This is a genomic window from Streptosporangium sp. NPDC000509 (genome assembly GCF_042898365.1).
Lineage (GTDB): Bacteria > Actinomycetota > Actinomycetes > Streptosporangiales > Streptosporangiaceae > Streptosporangium.
Window position 1 is genome coordinate 42787 of the sequence record NZ_JBIAYX010000017.1, and the last position, 17653, is coordinate 60439.

The 17653-nt window shown below is 69.6% G+C and carries 20 protein-coding genes and 1 tRNA gene; 9 read left to right on the plus strand and 12 right to left on the minus strand.

All coding sequences use genetic code 11. The features are described 5' to 3' along the window. Positions 1-5: 5 nt before the first annotated feature. The 3 genes from ACFY3D_RS28910 to ACFY3D_RS28920 are packed head-to-tail and all read left to right on the plus strand — an operon-like array spanning position 6 to position 2183. Positions 6-1232, plus strand: coding sequence for an MFS transporter (locus ACFY3D_RS28910; RefSeq protein ID WP_389984947.1), 1227 nt, complete (start codon positions 6-8; stop codon positions 1230-1232). After that, complete coding sequence (locus ACFY3D_RS28915; RefSeq protein ID WP_362897445.1) at positions 1229-1633, plus strand: carboxymuconolactone decarboxylase family protein; 405 nt, start codon at positions 1229-1231, stop codon at positions 1631-1633. The genes ACFY3D_RS28910 and ACFY3D_RS28915 overlap by 4 nt, the downstream gene beginning before the upstream one ends. Then, entirely contained in the window at positions 1623-2183 is a 561-nt protein-coding gene (locus ACFY3D_RS28920) for a hypothetical protein (RefSeq protein WP_389984950.1), read from the plus strand. The genes ACFY3D_RS28915 and ACFY3D_RS28920 overlap by 11 nt, the downstream gene beginning before the upstream one ends. Here the strand turns inward: ACFY3D_RS28920 and ACFY3D_RS28925 are convergent. The 4 genes from ACFY3D_RS28925 to ACFY3D_RS28940 form a co-directional block, all read right to left on the minus strand. Further along, positions 2126-2782, minus strand: coding sequence for a flavodoxin family protein (locus ACFY3D_RS28925; RefSeq protein WP_389984953.1), 657 nt, complete (start codon positions 2780-2782; stop codon positions 2126-2128). The genes ACFY3D_RS28920 and ACFY3D_RS28925 overlap by 58 nt on opposite strands. A gap of 226 nt (positions 2783-3008) precedes the next feature. Beyond that, a tRNA-Arg gene (locus tag ACFY3D_RS28930) sits at positions 3009-3083 on the minus strand. 241 nt (positions 3084-3324) lie between these two features. Next, positions 3325-3744: a C40 family peptidase gene (locus ACFY3D_RS28935; protein WP_389984956.1), complete on the minus strand. Its 420-nt coding sequence runs from the start codon at positions 3742-3744 to the stop codon at positions 3325-3327. Between the two features lie 943 nt (positions 3745-4687). After that, positions 4688-5374, minus strand: a complete 687-nt coding sequence (locus ACFY3D_RS28940; protein ID WP_389984959.1) for an SDR family oxidoreductase — start codon at positions 5372-5374, stop codon at positions 4688-4690. Positions 5375-5492: 118 nt separating this feature from the next. Here ACFY3D_RS28940 and ACFY3D_RS28945 point away from each other — a divergent pair, with 118 nt between their 5' ends. Further along, positions 5493-6038: a TetR/AcrR family transcriptional regulator gene (locus ACFY3D_RS28945; RefSeq protein ID WP_389984962.1), complete on the plus strand. Its 546-nt coding sequence runs from the start codon at positions 5493-5495 to the stop codon at positions 6036-6038. 89 nt (positions 6039-6127) lie between these two features. On the opposite strand, the gene ACFY3D_RS28950 is transcribed toward ACFY3D_RS28945, so the two are convergent. The 3 genes from ACFY3D_RS28950 to ACFY3D_RS28960 all read right to left on the minus strand — a co-directional run bounded on the left by ACFY3D_RS28950 (position 6128) and on the right by ACFY3D_RS28960 (position 8355). Continuing rightward, the gene (locus ACFY3D_RS28950; RefSeq protein WP_389984965.1) at positions 6128-7285 is read right to left on the minus strand and encodes a glycosyltransferase 87 family protein; all 1158 of its coding nucleotides are present in this window, start codon (positions 7283-7285) and stop codon (positions 6128-6130) included. Between the two features lie 221 nt (positions 7286-7506). Beyond that, entirely contained in the window at positions 7507-7992 is a 486-nt protein-coding gene (locus ACFY3D_RS28955) for a DUF5946 family protein (RefSeq protein WP_389984968.1), read from the minus strand. A gap of 108 nt (positions 7993-8100) precedes the next feature. Further along, entirely contained in the window at positions 8101-8355 is a 255-nt protein-coding gene (locus ACFY3D_RS28960) for a PQQ-binding-like beta-propeller repeat protein (protein WP_389984971.1), read from the minus strand. 72 nt (positions 8356-8427) lie between these two features. On the opposite strand from ACFY3D_RS28960, the gene ACFY3D_RS28965 reads away from it, so the two are divergent. Next, complete coding sequence (locus tag ACFY3D_RS28965) at positions 8428-8976, plus strand: DUF5753 domain-containing protein (RefSeq protein WP_389984974.1); 549 nt, start codon at positions 8428-8430, stop codon at positions 8974-8976. Next, complete coding sequence (locus ACFY3D_RS28970; RefSeq protein ID WP_389984976.1) at positions 8963-9163, plus strand: DUF397 domain-containing protein; 201 nt, start codon at positions 8963-8965, stop codon at positions 9161-9163. The genes ACFY3D_RS28965 and ACFY3D_RS28970 overlap by 14 nt, the downstream gene beginning before the upstream one ends. Before the next feature lie 196 nt (positions 9164-9359). Here the strand turns inward: ACFY3D_RS28970 and ACFY3D_RS28975 are convergent, their stop codons facing one another. Genes ACFY3D_RS28975 through ACFY3D_RS28985 form a run of 3 tightly spaced genes read right to left on the minus strand, consistent with a single transcriptional unit; the run spans position 9360 to position 11303 of the window. Next, the gene (locus tag ACFY3D_RS28975) at positions 9360-9779 is read right to left on the minus strand and encodes a RidA family protein (protein WP_389984979.1); all 420 of its coding nucleotides are present in this window, start codon (positions 9777-9779) and stop codon (positions 9360-9362) included. Beyond that, positions 9776-10525, minus strand: coding sequence for an alpha/beta fold hydrolase (locus ACFY3D_RS28980; protein ID WP_389984982.1), 750 nt, complete (start codon positions 10523-10525; stop codon positions 9776-9778). Before ACFY3D_RS28980 ends, ACFY3D_RS28975 begins: the two co-directional genes overlap by 4 nt. Beyond that, complete coding sequence (locus ACFY3D_RS28985; RefSeq protein ID WP_389984985.1) at positions 10512-11303, minus strand: class II aldolase/adducin family protein; 792 nt, start codon at positions 11301-11303, stop codon at positions 10512-10514. The genes ACFY3D_RS28980 and ACFY3D_RS28985 overlap by 14 nt, the downstream gene beginning before the upstream one ends. A 118-nt stretch (positions 11304-11421) precedes the next feature. On the opposite strand from ACFY3D_RS28985, the gene ACFY3D_RS28990 reads away from it, so the two are divergent. Next, positions 11422-12039, plus strand: a complete 618-nt coding sequence (locus ACFY3D_RS28990) for a helix-turn-helix domain-containing protein (protein ID WP_389984988.1) — start codon at positions 11422-11424, stop codon at positions 12037-12039. A gap of 6 nt (positions 12040-12045) precedes the next feature. On the opposite strand, the gene ACFY3D_RS28995 is transcribed toward ACFY3D_RS28990, so the two are convergent. After that, complete coding sequence (locus ACFY3D_RS28995; protein ID WP_389984991.1) at positions 12046-12648, minus strand: TetR/AcrR family transcriptional regulator C-terminal domain-containing protein; 603 nt, start codon at positions 12646-12648, stop codon at positions 12046-12048. 80 nt (positions 12649-12728) lie between these two features. On the opposite strand from ACFY3D_RS28995, the gene ACFY3D_RS29000 reads away from it, so the two are divergent. Both ACFY3D_RS29000 and ACFY3D_RS29005 read left to right on the plus strand, forming a co-directional pair. Continuing rightward, the gene (locus tag ACFY3D_RS29000) at positions 12729-14150 is read left to right on the plus strand and encodes an FAD-dependent monooxygenase (protein WP_389984994.1); all 1422 of its coding nucleotides are present in this window, start codon (positions 12729-12731) and stop codon (positions 14148-14150) included. A 90-nt stretch (positions 14151-14240) separates the two neighbouring features. Next, entirely contained in the window at positions 14241-14642 is a 402-nt protein-coding gene (locus ACFY3D_RS29005) for a response regulator (protein ID WP_362897407.1), read from the plus strand. A 163-nt stretch (positions 14643-14805) separates the two neighbouring features. Here the strand turns inward: ACFY3D_RS29005 and ACFY3D_RS29010 are convergent, their stop codons facing one another. Beyond that, the gene (locus ACFY3D_RS29010) at positions 14806-17604 is read right to left on the minus strand and encodes an ATP-binding protein (RefSeq protein ID WP_389984997.1); all 2799 of its coding nucleotides are present in this window, start codon (positions 17602-17604) and stop codon (positions 14806-14808) included. Between the last annotated feature and the right edge of the window lie 49 nt (positions 17605-17653).

Consider the following 17653-nt stretch of genomic DNA (forward strand, 5'->3'; position numbering starts at 1 on the left):
GGACAGTGACGGCGGCCGGCCCCGGCAGCGTCCCACCCGTTGCCACCGCCCAGCCGAGTCTCCCCCGCGAGGTCTACGTCCTCAGTGTCGTCGGTGGCTGCGTCATGCTGGGCCTGGGACTGGTGCTCCCGTTGCTCCCGGTGTACGCGGCGACGTTCGGGGCCGGGCCCACCCAGATCGGAGCGCTCGTCGCCCTGTTCGCGTTGACGCGGCTGGCCGCCAGTCCGTTCTGCGGCCGGCTCGGAGTTCGTTTCGGGGAACGGCGGGTCCTCGTCGCCGGCCTGCTGCTGTGCGCGGTCTCCTCGGCCCTGACCGCGTTCGCCGGGTCCTACGGGCAACTGCTCGTGTTCCGCAGCCTCGGCGGCGTCGGGTCGGTGCTGTTCTCGGTGTCCGCACTGGCGACGCTCCTGGCGATCGCGCCGGCCGACCAGCGGGGCCGGGCCGGTGCCGTGTTCGAAGCGGGCTTCCTGCTCGGCGGGATCTGCGGACCGGCGCTGGGCGGGCTCCTCGCTCTCATCAGCCTGTCCGCGCCGTTCGTGGCGTACGCCGTGCTGTTGCTCGCCGCCGCGATGCTGGCATCGACGGTCCTCCACACCGGCCGAGGCGCCGGCGCGGAGCCCGGCCGCGACGTGGTCCGGCTACCGGTCCTGCTGCGGGACCGACGCTACGTGGTGGCCTGCCTCGCGGCGTTGGCGCAGGGGTGGGTCCTGTTCGGGCTGCGCGGCGCACTGGTCCCCACGGTGATCGTGGCGTGGCGACATGACGTGACATGGGTCGGGTGGGCGTTCACGACATCCGCCGTCGTCCAGGCGCTGCTGATCATGCCGGCCGGCCGGGTCGTCGACCGGGCCGGCCGCCGGTTCGCCATGATCGCCGGCACCGGTGTGGCCGCGGCGGCGATCACGGCCCTGATGTTCGTGGACGGGTACGCCTGGCTCGTCGTCCTGCTCAGCGTGTACGCGGCGGGATCGGCGCTGCTCAACGCCGCACCGGCCGCGCTGATCGGTGACGTCGTCGTCGGCCGGGCCGGCAGTGGCGTCGCCGTCTTCTCGATGTGCACCGACGTCGGCGCCGTCGTCGGACCGGTCGTCGTGGGACTCATCGCCGAGCGGGTGAGTGTTCCGGCCGCCTTCGGCAGCGGCGCCGCGCTGCTGGTCGTCGCCTTCGTGGCGTCGTGGACGTTGACAACTGTTCGACCGGTGTTCGACCAACACGAGGGAGTTGATCGATGAATCAGCCGTCTGCCCGGCACGAGCGGGGCGAGGCCATGTTCCAGCAGGTCTTCGGCCGCGAACCACGCCCGGGCTCCTACCCGGAGTTCCTGCGGATCACCGTCGACCACCTGTTCGGCGAGATCTGGACCCGCCCGCACCTGAGCGTCGAGGAGCGCGAACTGGTCGCGCTGACCGCGGTCGCGCTGGCACGGACCGACTGGGAGCTGCGCGGCCACATCGGCGCCGCCCTGCACCTCGGGATGTCACGAGAGAAGATCATCGAAGTCATCATCCAGCTCGCCTACTACGGTGGCTGGCCGGTCGCCAACAACGGGCTGCGCGTCGCCCAGGAGGTCTTCGCCGAACTGGACGACGCCGCCGGGGACGCCGCCGGGAAGGACGCGGACCATGACCGATGAACCGGCTCCTCTCGACCTGACTGAAACGTCTCCCCTCGACCCGGCCGAGAAGGTCGACCTGTGGCGCCAGCGGTTCTTCGAGGCACAGGCGGCCGCGGAGGAGTTCATCCTGGGAGAGCACGGCGAAGAGGGTCTGGCCGCGTGGATCCAGGCGAACTCCCGCATCACCGCGGAGCTGCTGCGGGCGCAACGGCCCGCCGGGGTGTCCGCCACCGATCACTTCATGACCCGGCTGCGGCGTCAGCTGCTGCTGTACGACTCGGCGGTGACCAGTGAGCCCCAGCCGTCGGGCACCGTCCTGCGCAACGCCGACTGCGGGATCCTCCGGTACCGCAAACGGGCCGCACGCGACGGCGTCGTCCTGACGTTCCCGTCACCGTGCCCGTACTGCCAGGAACTCAACACCGCCATCGCCGCCCGCTACGTGGAACCGGGCGTCACGGTCTCGTGTGAACAGGTGGGCGACGGATGCACCTGGCGCGCGGAATCCCCTCACTCTCCGGAAGAGGACGCGGTCGGGTCGCCGCACCGCGGACGAGCCGGTGACTGAACCAACGGCAGTGCCGTGCGGTCGTCGGCCGGCGACCGGCCGCCGTCGAGCGTCATGCCGAGCTGCCGGCCCACGGCCACGCACAGGTCGAGCGCCGCGGTGCGGGTCAGGTCCTGGTGATCGTTCTGGGTGAAGCACGCCGACGCCACGTTCCTGTTCCGTAGGCGCAGGTACCACGGGAACAACGATCCCAGTGCGGGCTCGGTCAGCATCGTGCGCGAATGCACGATCGTCCCCACCAGCAGGTTGCCGAACGGGCGTTGCCCGGCGTTCATGAAGCTCTTCAGACGTTCCTGGAAGATCTTCAGTATCGCGGGCACGTTCCCCGCGTACACCGGCATGGCGAGCAGCATCGCCTGCGCGCCCTCGGCCAGACCGACGACGTGCTCGAAGTCGTCGTCGAGCGTACACCGGCCCACCTCGGGATCAAGGCAGGTGTCCTCGCCCTCGCACATCGCGATGCGATGGTCGATCAACCGAATCCGCTGGATCTCCGCGTCACCGATCTCCCGGACAACGCCGGTGATCGCCGCCTCCAGCAGCGCGTCGGTCAGCGACGGGAGACGCTTCTGCGTGCAGGACAACGCAACGACCTTCATCCGAAGGGCCTCCCCTGTCCGCTCAGCGCCATCCAGGACCGGCCACCTGACGAAGCACCCACGGCCGCACGCTGAGGCAGCCTCAAACTACCCACAATCGACCACCCCCCAAACGGGTTGAGCGCCGCTGGGCGAGGGCGAGACGGACGCCGCTGAAAGGACTCAGGAAAGCAAAAACGACCCGCGTCTCCGCGGGTCGTCTCCGGGTTTCCCCTTGATGGATCGCTGGTGCCCCCTGCAAGATTCGAACTTGCGCTCCCGGCTCCGGAGGCCGGTGCTCTATCCCCTGAGCTAAGGGGGCCAACGCGTGATTACATTACCAGCATCCTGGGGGGAACCGACACTCGGTTGGGCGGGCGAGTGATCTCCGAGACGGAGGCGAATCGAGTGCGGCCTGGGCCGGACGGGGCGAGTCGGCTCGGAGTGGAGCGGACGAGGTCGGGCGAGCGGAGCAAGTCAGCGCGAGATGGGACGGATGGGGCAGGCCTGACGAGGTGAGTCGGCGCGGAACGGGGCAGATCAGGTAGGCCGGACGGGGCGAGTCAGCGCGGGACAGGGCGGACGGCGCCTCGATAGCGGGAGAGGTAGTAGGGCGAGGCGGTGAAGTCGATCGTCCTGACGACATCGCCGGTCTTGGGGGCGTGGACCATGACGCCGCCTTTGACGTAGACGCCCACGTGGGTGGGGTCTCCGCCGCCTCCGCCGAAGAAGACCAGGTCTCCCGGGCGGAGCCGGGAGAAGGCCACCCGGCGGCCCTGTCTGAACTGGGTGCCGGTGTAGTGGGTGAGCCTGGCCCCCGCCCTGGCCCAGGCGTGCAGGGCGAGCCCGGAGCAGTCGAAGCCCCCGCCGGTCGGACCCGCGCTCGAACCGCCACCCCAGACGTACGGTCTGCCGACCTGACGGAGCGCGGCGGTGGCCGCGATCCGGCCCCGCAGGCCCTGGACACCTTCGCGCGAGGACACCGCTCTCCTTCGCGAAGGTGCCATCCGCCCACTGGAGAGGGCCTTCCCACGGGAGGACGCCGCCCCACGCGGGGGCCCTGCCCCACGGGAGGACAGCGCCCCGCCTGGAGGCACCACCCCACGATCGGAGGGCGTTTTTCGTCCCCCGGAAGGGCGCTGCGGCCGTTTGGCTCGCGCCCGGGAGGAGGGCCGGGGATCTCTCAGTCCTGCCCACGATGCCGGATTCATCCAAGAGGCCGAGGCGTCTCCCCTGTCACTTGAGTCGTCCGCCGGCTCCGCTGCCCCTCCCGCCTCCGGGCCGGAAGGGTCAGCGAAGCCGGCATCCGCTCCCGGGAACCCGGGCGGCCATTCGCCGACCGCCCCCAGAACCGAGGCCAGGACCGGATTCGCAGCCGAGGCCGGGAAGGTGCCCTGCGGGGAAGCCGAGGCAGGGGACCCCTGTGGGAAGGAGCCCTGTGGGGATGTCGATCCGCCGCCACCCGCATCCGGCGAGAGCGGGGTCCAGGGCGCGCAGATGGCGGAGAGAGCGATGCGAATCTCCTCCGGCAGGAAATCCTCTTCCGAGAACCGGTGGCGAGAGCCGTCCGATGGGGCGGCCGAAGGAAAGGAGAGAAGGTGGCCCCAGGTCTCGCAGGCTTCCGGGGAGAGGCGGGGCGCGGGAAAGGGCGAGTTTCCCGCGAGGGCCGCCGAGAGGATGGTGACGGTGACGAGTGTCGTGATCACGCACGCCCTCCTTGGGCTCGATGAAGGATCGAGGCCCCAGGATCAGCGGGATGGAGCGATCGCCAACGAGCCGAACCCGATTCTGGGGATAACTCGTGAAGCATCACCCCATCGAGCCCTCGTACCGGGACTTCCACGAAGGCAGGGTGTAGCCGGGACCGGCCGCCGAGAAGTTCGATGTCACCGTGGGCAACGCGGGACGGATGCCGCGGGTTGCGCCTCAGGCCGGGTTCGGTGTCGCGGCCAGGTTCTGCTTGACCTGCCGGGTGATCTCGTCGGCGAGGATTTCGGGAAGGCCCTTCTCGATGGCATCCAGGGCCTGGGCCGCGACCTCGGCCGGGTCGGTCTTCCGCTCGGCGGGAACGTCGGCGGCCATGTCGGTGTCCATGTACCCGACGTGCAGTGCAGAGACGGAGATGCCGCGGGGTGCCAGTTCCTCGCGAATCGCGTTGCTCTGGGCCCACGCGGCGGACTTGGCCGCCGAATAGGCCCCGGAGCCGGCCGGGTGCAGCCAGGACAGCACGGACAGGACGTTGAGCACGGCGCCGCCGCCATTGCTCTCGATGACCGGAGCGAAGGCCCGCGTCACGGCGAGCGGCCCGAAGAAGTTCGTCTCCATCTCCAACCGCACCGAGTCCAGATCACCGGCGACCAGGGGGGTGCCGGTGAAGATCCCGGCATTGTTCACCAGCAGCGTCGCGTCGGAGGCGACGCCGGCCGCGGCTCGGATCGACTCCTCGTCGGTCACGTCCAGGCGGAGCGGGATGGCGCCGACCACGTCCACGCTCTCGGGGCGGCGGGCCGCCGCGTAGACCTTCGCTCCGCGCTCCAGAAGCTGGATGGCCAGTTGGCGACCCAATCCCCGGTTGGCGCCGGTGACCACTGCGACCGCGTCCTTCAGTTCCATGCTTGCTCCCAGCGTCGTGGACGGTTCCGATGACCGAGTCCCGAATTTAGATTACATCCATAATCTAAACCGAAGGGTAAGATAGATGTCAACCGACATCCAACTTGGGAGGTGGCCGATGGGCCGCGTGTCGCAGGCGCAAGCGCAGGAGAACCGCAAGCGGGTCGTGGAAGCCGCCTCCCGGCTGTTCCGCGAACGGGGCACGCAGGTCAGCGTCGCCGACCTCATGAAGGAGTGCGGTCTGACCCACGGCGGCTTCTACAAGCAGTTCGCCTCCAAGGAGGCACTCGTCGACGAGGCCACCGCCCACGCCTTCGACGAGTTCGCCCGGCACCGCACGACAGGACCGGAGTCGCACGCCGCCCAGCAGGCGTTGATCGACACCTACCTCTCCGTCGAGCACCGCGACAACCCTGCGGACGGTTGCCCCGTCGCCGGGCTCGCCATCGACATGGCACGGGAACTCGGTGATCGCGAGGCCCACCGCGTCTACGCCGAAGGCGTGAGCGACTTCGCCGAACGGCTCGCCACCGATGACCAGGACGGCCTCGCCCGGCTGTGCACGATGCTCGGCGCACTCGTCCTGGCTCGGGCCACCAAGGGCTCCCCTCTCTCCGAGGAGATCCTCACCGCCGCACGCGCGGCCTTGACGGCGAACAACTGATCCCGGATACAGCGCGGTATGCCGTGGCCATACGACCGATTGCCGACTCACGCCCAGGTCAGGCCGTATTCTCCTGCCCCTCGAAGGTCCTAGCCGTCGACCGACCCGTGCCTTCTTTGCCGCCAATCGCTTCGGCCGAAACGAACCGCAAGCGCCAGCAATATCGACAGTCCACCGAGCACGTAACTACCCGTCAGCGACATCAGCCACGTTCCGACGTGGGACGGATATATGAAAAGCGTCGCCAGGACGATATATCCGGGCAGCAGGAAGACGAACCACAAGAGCCCCACACCCACCTTCTCAAGCGTGGAGTCCACGCGCTGAGCACGCTGCGCCCAGAGCACCAGGAGCGGTACGCACCAGACCCAGTGGTGTGGCCAGGAGACGGGTGAGACAAGTAGTCCCACGATGGCGCAGGCGGTGATTCCGGCGAGCTCTCCCGCCTCCTTCGCGGTCCGTGCGGCGACCCAAAGTCCACCCGCGCCGACCACCGCGCACAGGGCGAGCCAGAGGGGCACGGTGGGCCAGGAGCCGGACACGAGCATGAGCATGCCGCGAAGCGACTGATTGAAGAAATTCACACCCTGCCCGGCGATCACCCGTTGCGTGTCGAGAAATTCACCACCCCAGTAATCACGTGAATCAGCCGGCAGCACCAGGAATCCGAGGGCCACCGTGCCGAGAAAACCGAGGCCGGCCATCAGGGCGGCCCGGAAGCGACGCGTGACGAGAAGGTAGGGGATGAATATCAGCGAGGTGAGTTTGATGCCGGCGGCGACGCCCGTTCCTATGCCGTGCCACTTCTCTTTGCCGTGCGTCAGGTCTACAACTATCACCAGTAGCAGGATGATACCTATCTGCCCATTCCACAACGTCAGCGTTACCGGATACAAGGGAAGCATCGCGACAACGACCAACAACGTACGAGCAGTCCGGCGGCTATGGCGCTCCACCGCGGCGCGACCGACGAGAATCCATATCAAAACCTCAAGGGCGAGTATGGAGATCAGCACCCATAGGGCGACGGCGGCCTCCATTCCCACCAACGCGAGAGGTGTGAACAGCATCGCCGCGAACGGCGAATAGCTGAACTTCAACCAATTGTCACCCACGATCAAGCTGTAGACAGAGGTACGCTGCAGTACCGCTGCTCCGCCTTCTCGATAAACCTCCAGATCGATCCAGCCCCTCGCATAGATCGCGTTGAAGGCGAAGGCTGCCACCGCGCCAATCAACGCGATCAATACTCCGCATGCCACCTGGAAAGAGCTGCCATCTCTGCTGCCCAGACGAATTCGCGGACCGACTGGCGCTGAAGAAGGCATGGCGGCTCCCGACTTAGCTACGGTGCACGCTAGCCACGCCGGCTTGTCCAAAACTTGTCGTGCTGCGTCGACCGTCTACCCGTCAGGGCTCTGATGTGCTCGGCCGATGTCTACGCACCCCTCACGCCGGCCTTCGAGCATCAACTCTGAACGGAGCTCCAGGACTCCACCGTCGCTTCGGCGATGGCTTTGATGTGATCCCCGTACGCCAGATGTCCGTCGAACACAAAGCTGCCGTCCCTGAACGGTAATCCGCTGAACGAGGCGCGGAAGCCGGAAGGTTCACCCTTCGGGAGCGACGCGTATGCCGCCAACGGTGTCATGTCGTAGCCCAGCCGTGCCCGGTGGTTGTTCCGTGCCACCTGATGAGCCGACAGGCGGAGCCACGCGTCAAGGCCCTGATCCACGTAGAGCTGCAACTGGCGAAACTGGCCGTCGAGGTATTTCTCATGAGCTCTGGAAGGATGCTGCAGAAGATACGTCATGACCACGGGCCCGTGCCATTTGTACATCTGCGGATCCGACTGCTCCTCGGCCAGGATCCCGTGGTAGTAGTCCACGCACATGCCCAGGGGACCGGCCGTCGCACCGCAGTCGCACCGATCCGTCATGGAGATATTCGACATGGGCTGCAACATAGATGGCCGGTCCCGACCTTGGCGACATGTTATCGGCGCCGGCTCATGCTCTACCTACCGCCATGCTGGGATTCCCCATGAACGTGAACATCGATTTCAGGCGGCAGGCTTCGGGCTACCTGACCGAACGGGGCCGGAGGTGAAGCCCTTGCCCACCGGGAAGCTCCATCGCGCCGCGCCGGTGGCGGCGTCGAGTGCGTACAGCCTGCTGTCGTCGCTGACGTATACGAGTCCCCGGGCCGCCGCGACATCCCAATCGAAAATGCGCGCATCGCACCAAGTGCTACAGATGTCGCAAATGCTTGTGATCTCTACGGAGCGGACTCCGCGACAAGAGCGAGCCTGATCCAACTCTGCAAGGACGCCGGCCAGCGCGGCTGGTGGACCACGTACAGCGATGTTTTCACCGGCAGCTACATCGACATGGAGACGGAGTCATCATGCATTCGTACGTGGCAACCGCTGTTGGTGCCCGGCCTGCTCCAGACCGAGGCATACACACGCGAGTTGTTCCGGCACGGGCTTCCAGATCTGAGTGAGTCAGAGCTGGACCGTCGCGTATCCGCGAGGATGGCCCGGAAGCTCGTGCTGATGGACGAGTCACCCCCGACGCTCCACGCTGTGGTCGACGAGGCCGCACTACGAAGGTCCGCCGCCCCTGGTGTCATGGTCCAGCAGATAGACGCGATCTTGGATTTCACCGACCGGGACAACGTCGTGATCCAGGTCCTTCCGTACCTCACCGGACTCCACCGGGGCTTGGAGGGAGCTTTCTCCGTCCTGGGATTCACTGAGCCAACGGATCCTGACGTTGGGTACGTGGAAGGGCCGGCAGGTGATGTGTACGTAGAAGCGACCGATCATGTACGGCGGCTTGTTCCGACGTTCGAGCGCCTTGCCGGAACATCCCTATCCCCCAAGGAATCCGCGGCCTTCCTCGTCGCGGTGAGGAGCGAACATGATCTCCCCTGACCTGTCCGACGCCGAGTCCCGCAAGAGCAGCTACTCGGGCACTGGCAACGACTGCGTCGAGGTGGCCACCAACCTGCCCGGCCTCGTCGCCGTCCGCGACAGCAAGGACCCTTCCGGCCCCGCGCCGACCTTCTCCCCGACCGCCTGGAACGACTTCCTGACAGGCATCCGCAGCGGAGAGATCTAACCGAACGCGAACACCTTGTGGCCGGAATCGCCCAGGGCGATCCGGCCGACAAAGCTCATATCCGAAGGCGGCCCTGCCCCCGCGTTCACCGCTGCTCAGGCGCGTCGTGCCGGACTCTCCTCTCGTGACCTTGCGTCGCCGATGGCGGATGAAAGCTCGACGAGCTGTCGCGGGGGTCTACCGCCGGTGTCCGGAACTACAGGGAGGACCTCAGCAGGGCGGTGGCCTCGACCTCGATCAGCCAGCCGGGCAGGCCGAGAACCTGCACGCCGAGCAGAGTGCTGGCGGTCAGCGGCCAGGGATCGCCGTAGACCTCCTGTGCGGCGCCGAAGATGACCGGCACCAGTTCAGGGCGGTGGCCGACGACGTAGATGTTGTGGCGCACCAGGTCGGCGGGGGTGGCTCCGACGCCTTCCAGGGCCAGCTTGACGTTGTGGAACGCCTGCCTGGCCTGTGCGGCGTGGTCGCCGGGGCCGACCAGCTCGCCGGAGACGTCGAGGGCCACCTGCCCGGCGATGTACGCGGTCCGGCCGGCCGGGGCGATCACCACCTGGGAGTAGAGGTTCTGCACCGGCTGACAGAGCGTGGGCGGGTTGATCCGCTCCAGGGAGGTCATGCGATGCTCTCCGTCCGGGCGGGCACACCGGCGAGCAGGAGGTCCGCCAGTTCGGCGGGACGGCTCACCTGGGCGAAATGGTGGGAGTCGAGTTCGGCGACGGGCAGGCCCAGAGCGCGGAACCTGGCGGCGGTCTCGGCGAACGCCTCGAAGCGCAGGCAACGGACGTACATGACGGGCATGGCCTCGGGTCGCCCCGGCCCCGGCAGGGGCTCGCGGTGGGTGCGCACCGGCATCGGGGTGGAGCCGGCACGCAGCCAGTCGGCGTCGGCGGCGTCGTCCACGCCCAGCACGGCCGGGTCGAGCGGCTGTGCGATCTCCCCGCCGCCTGCCAGTTCGGCGAACACGTCCGGCAGCCAGGGCACCAGGTCGAAACAGGACTGGCCTGGCTCGGGCGCGAAGGCGTCCAGGTAGACCAGTGCGGACACCCGTTCGGGCGCGCGGCCGGCCACCCCGGCTATCACCATGCCGCCGTAGCTGTGCCCGACCAGCGTCACCCGCTCCAGGCCCGCGCGCTCCAGGTAGCCGAGCAGGTCGTCGATGTGCGTGGAGAGGCCGATCTCCGCGCCGCGCGGGTCGTCGCCGCGCTCCGCGAGGCCGGGCAGTGTGGGGGCGTGCACCTCGTGACCGGTCGCTTCGAGCAACGGACCCAGCCGCGACCAGATCCAGCCCCCGGCCCACGAGCCGTGCACCAGTACGTACGTCCGGCGCGAGTCAGCCAGGGACGGCGGGTCAACCGAGGACATCGGGCTCCTCCTCGAAGATCAGCGAGGACAGCAGCCGAAAGTTGTTGCGGGCCATGTTCGCGCTCCCGAACTGGCGGTGTGCCACTTCGGCCTCCTCGTCGGTCATGATCCGCGGCCTGCCCGCAGCCTCGGCCAGGAGCTGCATCTCGCAGGCGCGGTTCATCGCGATGAACCACCAGGCGGCCTCCTCCACACTCCGGCCGACCGTCAGCAGGCCGTGGTGACGTAGGATCGCGGCCCGCGTCGAGCCCAGCCGGGCCGCGATCCGCTCGCCCTCGTCCCGCTCCAGCACCAGCCCTCGGTACTCGTCGAAGAGCACGTGGTCGCGCCAGAACGCGCACGACTCCTGCACGATCGGGTCGAGCAGCCGGTCCAGCGCCGCCCAGGCCCGGCCGTGGACGGTGTGCGCGTGGGCGACGGCGACCACGTCGGGGCGAGCGTCGTGGACGGAGGAGTGGATCCAGAACGCCGCCTTGTTCGTACGCCGCGTGCCGTGGGCGATCCGGCCCTGCGCATCGACGAGCAGCAGGTCGCTCATCTTGATCTTGGAGAAGTGCACGGAGTAGGGGTTCACCCAGAAGTGATCGGTCAGCTCCGGATCCCTCGCGGTGATGTGCCCGGCGACGCCCTCGTCGTACCCATACCTGGCGAAGATCCGGAACGCGGCGGCGAGCTGGCGCTTGCGGTGCAGCCGCTGCTCCTCGATGGGAGCCGACGCGTATGTGGGGGCCTCGTCGAGATCCAGCTCGGGAGGCGGGGCCTGTTCGGAGATCGTCATGCTCTGGTTCCCTTCGATCTGTGTCAAGGGTGCGGCCCCCACCTCTCCCAAGTCAACCTCAAAGGCGAATTACATTGCCTCTTAGGCAAATAGGGCGGTCGATCGCTAGGATCTCCGCGTGACCTCTCGCGTGCCGGCGGACCAGAGCCGCGACCCTGGAGACGACGATTCGGAGAAGCGGGTCGCGGCGCGGCTCGGGGAGCTGCGGCGCGCCCGCGGGCTGACGCTGACCACGCTCGCCGAGTGGACCGGCATCTCCGCCGCCCATCTGTCGCGGATGGAGAAGGGCGAGCGTCAGCCTTCCATCGGGTCGCTGTTCCAGCTCGCGCGGGCGTACGGCGTCTCACTGGGAGAGCTGGTCGGTGACGAGCGCCCGCACGAGCACCACGTCGTGCGCGGCTCCACCGCACCCGTACACGAAGGCCCCGACGGGCCGTACGCGATGATGGCCGGCCTCGGCCCCCGCTCCGCCCTGGAGGCGGTGCGACTGGAGTTGACCGCCGACACACCCGGGCGCACCGCCGTCCACGCGGGCGAGGAGTGGCTGTACGTCGTGCGCGGCCAGGTCGTCGCACGCGTCGGCGCGAAGGAGATCGTCCTGGCCACAGGGGACGCGTTGCACTTCGACGCGGAGGCTCGCCACTCGCTCTGGTCGCGCGGCGGGCCTGCCACCGTCGTCATCGTCTCCGTCGCCCCCCCGCCCGTCCGTCCCCCGCACGGCACGGGCCCCGCGTAACCCGGCTCAGGACGCGGGCAGCGGGCCGGCGATCAGGTCCAGACCGAAGGCGAAGCGCTCCTCGAACGTCCCCCCGGTGAGATGGCCGAGCGTGCGGGTGAGCGCCGGATGCGTGTCCGTCGTCACCGCCGCGCGCAACGCCTCGCCGACCGAGGCCGACGAGGCCTGCTCCTCCTGGGTCAGGCCGAGTACGAAGTACACGGCCGTCCAGGTCGTCCACGCCGCCTCGCGCTCACTCAGCCCGCACTCCAGCAGCGCGCCCACGAGGGCCTCGCCCGTGCGCAGCGTGTTCTCCTCCGCCGCGTACGTCCCCGCCACCACCTTCGCGCCGTCACGGAAGGACAGCAGTGCCTGCCGATAGCGGTGGACCAGTTCGCGAAATCTGGCGGCCGGGGCCGGAGGCAGGCCCTCCTGCGACACGCGGGCGACGATGGCGTCGGCCATGAGCTCCAGCAGCCGCCCCTTGGTCTTGACGTGCCACGACACCGTGTTCAGCCGGACGCCCATCCGCTCGGCCACCGCGCGCAGGCTGACCGCGTCCGCCCCCTTCTCGTCGAGCAGGTCGAGCGCCGTCGTGACGATCTCGACCTGGCGCCGCACGTTCGCCACCGGATCTCCCCATCTCTTGGTTGCCGACCAAGGATATCCAAGGCACACTGTTGGTCACTGACCAAGAAAAGGAGATCGCGATGGAAGACGTGATCGTCGTCGGGGCGGGTCCGGTGGGACTGTGGCTGGCCGCGGAGCTGCGCCGCGCGGACGTGCCCGTCCTCGTCCTCGAACGCGCTGAGCGGCCGAGCCCGCACTCCAAGGCGCTGACGCTGCACCCGCGGACGATCGAGATGCTGGCCATGCGAGGGATGGAGAAGGCGTTCACGGACGAGGGCATCGCGATCCCGAGCGGGCACTTCGGGCTGCTGGAGAGCCGCCTCGACTTCCGGCCGCTGCCGACACGCCACCCGTACACGCTCTTCTTTCCCCAGGCGCGCACCGAGGAACTGCTGGAGGAGCGCGCGGTCGAGCTGGGCGCCCGCGTGCTGCGCGGGCACGCCGTGACCGGGCTGGTACAGGACGCCGAGGGCGTCGAGCTGAGCGTGGTCGGCCCCGACGGCCCGTACGAGATCCGCACCCGCTACGTCACCGGCTGCGACGGCGCGGGCAGCCTGGTCCGCCGCGCCGCGGGCATCGCCTTCCCCGGCACCGACGCCACGGTGTACGGGTTCCTTGGCGACGTCCGCCTGGACGACCCGCCACAGGGGCCCATGTCCGTTCACACCGGTGACGGCGGCGTGATGGTCGTCGGCCTGCCGGACGGCCACCACCGCGTCGTCGGCGTCACGCCCGGGTCCGGCGGCGCGGACGGTGACCTCACCCTGGACGAACTACGCGCCAACGTCGTCCGGGTGATCGGGCACGACCTCGGGATGCGCGACCCTGTCTGGTTGTCCAGGTTCGGCAACGCCTCCCGGCAGGCGGCGGCGTATCGGGCGGGCCGGGTCCTGCTCGCGGGCGACGCCGCGCACATGCACTTCCCGGCCGGCGGTGTCGGGCTCAACGTGGGCGTCCAGGACGCGATGAACCTGGGTTGGCGGCTGGCCGCCGTGCTGCTGGGCCGCGCCCCGGAGAGCCTGCTCGACGGCTACCACGCCGAGCGCCATCCCATAGGCACGAACCTGCTGGAGAGCAGCAAGGCGCAGACGGCCCTGATGACCGCGTTCACCCCCGACGGGCAGGCGCTGCGGGCGCTGCTCGGCAAGCTCATCGGCGCGCACCCCGAGCTCTCGCTGGACCTCGCCAACCGGCTGGCCGCGCTGGACGTCGCCTACCCGCCGGCCGATCCCGGCGCCCACCCGCTCACCGGTGTCCGCGTCCCCGACTTGCCGCTGCGCGACGGTCGTACGGTCTACGAGTTGCTGCACGAGGCCCGCCACGTGCTGCTCGATCTGGGCATGGGGGCCGGGAGCCTGCCTCCCGCGATCGCGGACTACGCGCGCGACCTGCGCACGACCGCGTACGAGGGATCGCTCGGGCGAGACGCGCCGGCCGAGTGGCACGAGGTCCGCGCAGCCCTGGTCCGCCCCGACGGCCACGTGCACTGGGCCACCGCGTGAGGGAGAGGAAACCCGTCACGCGTTGATGGCTACGCGTACACATCTTCGGAAAGCCGCGCGTGGACGGGATAGAGGAGTTAGCCTCACGCCGTGGGAGAGGTTCTCGGCAAGGTCTTGGTAGTGGATGATGACGACGTCATCCGTCAGCTCATCGCGGTCAACCTGACCCTGGAGGGGTTCCAGGTGGACACGGCCTCCGACGGGCAGGATTGCCTGGATCGGGTGCTGGACGTGATGCCCGACGTCATCACCCTGGACGTCATGATGCCCAGGCTGGACGGCTGGATGACGGCCACCAGGCTGCGGGGCGACGAGGGGACCAGTCATATCAAGGTGGTCCTGATCACCGCGCGGGCACAGGAGGACGACAAGCGGCGGGGCCTCGGGATCGGGGTCGACGCCTACCTCACGAAACCCTTCGATCCGGCCGAGCTGATCCAGGTCGTACGGGACCTCGCCCTGACCGCGCGCAGCGGCCAGGGCAGAGCCTGACCTCACGGGACGACGTCGCAGAACACGTCGGCCGCAGGCCACCCGTCGCGGGCCGCACCGACCACGGGTCACGCCGGTCAAGGGCCGTACCAGCGCGAGTCACGCCGTCGGCCGGCCCTGCCGAGGCCACCTGAGCCATGCGGCCCACGCGGATCCGCCCGGGTCAGACGAGACCGTCCCGGTGGGCCACGGCGGCGGCCTGGGTGCGGGAGGAGACGCCCAGTTTGCCCAGGATGTTGGAGACGTGCACGCTCACCGTCTTCTGCGCGATGAACAGCCTCTCGCCGATCTCCCGGTTGGGCAGGCCCTCGGCCACCAGGGCGAGCACCTCCTGCTCTCGGGCGGTGAGCAGGGTCGGCGGTGTGGAGGTGAAGCGCGCCCTGCGTCCCAGCTCCGCCAGGGCCGCGCCGAGCGGCCGGGCACCCAGTGACTCGGCGGCCTCGACGGCGAGCTTCCATTCTTTCAACGCGTCGGCGCGGTCGCCCTCGACGAGCAGCGCCTCGGCCAGCCGCCACCGCGAGCGCGCGACCTCGTAGACGAATCCGAAGTCGAAGGCCTCGACCACCGCTCGCCACGCCGCGACGTCGAAGCGGCCGTGCGCGCGGTGCCATTCGGCCTCGGCTTTGGCGAGCCAGGCCAGCCCTTCCGGACCGAGAGGGCCCCGCCGGACGGAGCCGGGGCCGACGGCGGCGGGCACCCTGGCCCGCTCCAGGAAGGCGTCGGCCTCCTCCGCGCGGCCCAGGTCCGTCAGCGCCCACAGGGCGGTGCCGCTGAGCCGGATCACGGCGGGGTCGTTGGGGAGGATGACGTCGAGCCCCGCGCGGGCGTGTTCGAGCGCCGTCTCCGGGTCGCCGCGCCACAGGGCGTGCTCGGCGGCCAGGCCGCGGCTCATGGCGGCGATCGTCACGTCGTCCGGCCAGAAGGGCTCCAGCCACGACAGGCGGTCCTCGACGACGGGCAGGCCCCTGGCCACCTCGACGAAGAGCGCGAAGGACGACAGGAGTGCCTCCGAGGGGGTGCCGACGCGGACGGCGAACCCGGAGGCGACCTTCTCCGCCAGGTCCCACTCCCCCGCGACGTAGTGGATGAGGAGGCGCAGGAAGCGCAGGTCGGTGCCGTAGGTGCTCCAGTTGAGACCGCTCTCGCGCGCCAGCCGCAGCCCCCGGTCGGTGGTGGTCGCCGCCTCGGCGAGGTCGCCGTTCTCGTACTGGACCCGGGCGTAGGTGAACATGGCCCGCAGGTCGATGGCGAGGTTGCCCGAGCTCTCCGCGGTCGCGCAGGCGAGCAGGTCCTTGGCGTGGGAGATGTCGTCGGCGAGCGCGGCGAGGGCGGCGAGGGTGATCAGCGCGCTGGTCTCGGCGTCGGCGGCGCCGCTCGCGCGGGCCGCCTCCAGGGCACGCCTCGCGAGGGCCTCGACCTCGTGGTGGCGTTCGGTCCAGTAGAGCGAACGGGCGTAGGTGGCGAGGGCGCGGGCGAGCACGGGCCCCTCCGGCGCGGCCTCGACGGCGGCGTACGCGGCGGCGATCGAGCCCTCGGCGTCCTCGGCGTCGATGAGGTAGTACGAAAGCCGCTCGTTGATCTCGGCGGAGGGCGGGAGGCTTCGGAGCTGGGAGATCGCCCGGTGGTTGTCGCCGCTGTCGGCCGCCGCGGCGGCGCTGCGCGCCGCGAGGGCGATGTGGTCGATCCCGGCCAGCCGCTCGGCGTCGGGAACGCGGTCCCAGAGCCCGAGTGCCTGGTCGAAGTGGCGGTGCGCCTCGGCGGGTGCCCCCAGCCGCTCGGCCCTGCGTCCCGCCTCCACGGACGCGGCGAGCGCCCCCGGCAGGTCGTGGCCCGCCAGGTAGTGGTGGGCGAGCTCCGCAGCCGAACCTCCTCGGCCGGTCAGCAGGCGGGCGAACTCGGCGTGCATCCTGGTCCGCTCGCCGGGCAGCAGGTCGTTGTAGACGACCTCCTGGAGAAGCGCGTGCCGGAAGGCGTAGCCGTACTCCCCGTCGGGGCGGAGCAGGCCGCGCGAGACGATCTCCCGCATGCTCTCCTCGAAGGCGAGGTCGTCGAGGCCCGAGGCCTGCTGGAGCAGGTCGTGGTCGGCCCGGCGGCCCGCGACGGCCGCGCCGCCGAGCACCCGCTGCGCGGGGTCGGAGAGCGGCTCCGTCCGGGAGAGCAGCAGGCCGGCCAGGCCGTCGGGGATCGAGGAGCCCTCGGAGGCGGCGTCCAGCAGCTCCTGGGCATAGAACGGGTTGCCCTCGGCCCGGTCGACGACCTTCCTCATCACGCCGGCGTCGGTGCCGCCGAGCGCGGCGAGGTAGTCGGTCATCTCGTGGCGGTCGAGAGGCTCCAGCTCCACCGGCGTCACCGAGGGGAGGCGCTTGAGCTCCGCGAGGACCCGGCGCAAGGGGTGGCGGCGGTGGAGGTCGTCGGTGCGGTAGGTGCCGACGAGGCAGACGCGCTCGGTCTGCAGCATCCGGCTGAGGAAGACCAGCAGGTCGCGGGTGGACTGGTCGGCCCAGTGCAGGTCCTCCAGGACGAGCAGCACGGGCCGCGTGGCCAGGAAGCCGAGCATCGAGCCGAAGAGCTGCTGCTGCGTCAGGCCCGACGTGCTCTCCCTGCCCTGGTCGGTGCCGCCGGGCAGCAGCCTGCCGAGGACGGGCCGCTCGTCGAGCGCCGCGCGCAGCTCTCCTCGTGCCGAACGCAGGGCGTCGGCGAGCGGGAGGTAGGGAAGGGCGTCGCCGAGTTCGGCGCACTGGCCGACGAGCACGGCGAACCCCGCCGCCTCGGCCCGTCCGGCCAGCTCGGTGATCAGGCGGGTCTTGCCGATGCCCGCGTCGCCTCCCACGAGGGCGACCCCGGCCTGCCCAGCGGCCGCGGTGTCGAGCACCGCGGTCAGGCGATCGAGCTCCGCCGACCGCCCGATCAGAACACTCCGCGTGCTGTTCCACCCCACGTCGGCGAGTATCGCACGGGGCACTGACGGAATCGACATTCCACCCGCAGGGGACGAACGGGGAATGATTGGT

What these genes read in the sequence shown, in the direction of transcription:
- ACFY3D_RS28915 (WP_362897445.1), top strand. Translation starts at nt 1,229, where the DNA reads ATGAATCAGCCGTCTGCCCGGCACGAGCGGGGCGAGGCCATGTTCCAG.
- ACFY3D_RS28920 (WP_389984950.1), top strand. Translation starts at nt 1,623, where the DNA reads ATGACCGATGAACCGGCTCCTCTCGACCTGACTGAAACGTCTCCCCTC.
- ACFY3D_RS28925 (WP_389984953.1), bottom strand. Translation starts at nt 2,782, where the DNA reads ATGAAGGTCGTTGCGTTGTCCTGCACGCAGAAGCGTCTCCCGTCGCTG.
- ACFY3D_RS28940 (WP_389984959.1), bottom strand. Translation starts at nt 5,374, where the DNA reads ATGGAACTGAAGGACGCGGTCGCAGTGGTCACCGGCGCCAACCGGGGA.
- ACFY3D_RS28945 (WP_389984962.1), top strand. Translation starts at nt 5,493, where the DNA reads ATGGGCCGCGTGTCGCAGGCGCAAGCGCAGGAGAACCGCAAGCGGGTC.
- ACFY3D_RS28955 (WP_389984968.1), bottom strand. Translation starts at nt 7,992, where the DNA reads ATGTCGAATATCTCCATGACGGATCGGTGCGACTGCGGTGCGACGGCC.
- ACFY3D_RS28965 (WP_389984974.1), top strand. Translation starts at nt 8,428, where the DNA reads ATGGAGACGGAGTCATCATGCATTCGTACGTGGCAACCGCTGTTGGTG.
- ACFY3D_RS28970 (WP_389984976.1), top strand. Translation starts at nt 8,963, where the DNA reads ATGATCTCCCCTGACCTGTCCGACGCCGAGTCCCGCAAGAGCAGCTAC.
- ACFY3D_RS28975 (WP_389984979.1), bottom strand. Translation starts at nt 9,779, where the DNA reads ATGACCTCCCTGGAGCGGATCAACCCGCCCACGCTCTGTCAGCCGGTG.
- ACFY3D_RS28980 (WP_389984982.1), bottom strand. Translation starts at nt 10,525, where the DNA reads ATGTCCTCGGTTGACCCGCCGTCCCTGGCTGACTCGCGCCGGACGTAC.
- ACFY3D_RS28985 (WP_389984985.1), bottom strand. Translation starts at nt 11,303, where the DNA reads ATGACGATCTCCGAACAGGCCCCGCCTCCCGAGCTGGATCTCGACGAG.
- ACFY3D_RS29000 (WP_389984994.1), top strand. Translation starts at nt 12,729, where the DNA reads ATGGAAGACGTGATCGTCGTCGGGGCGGGTCCGGTGGGACTGTGGCTG.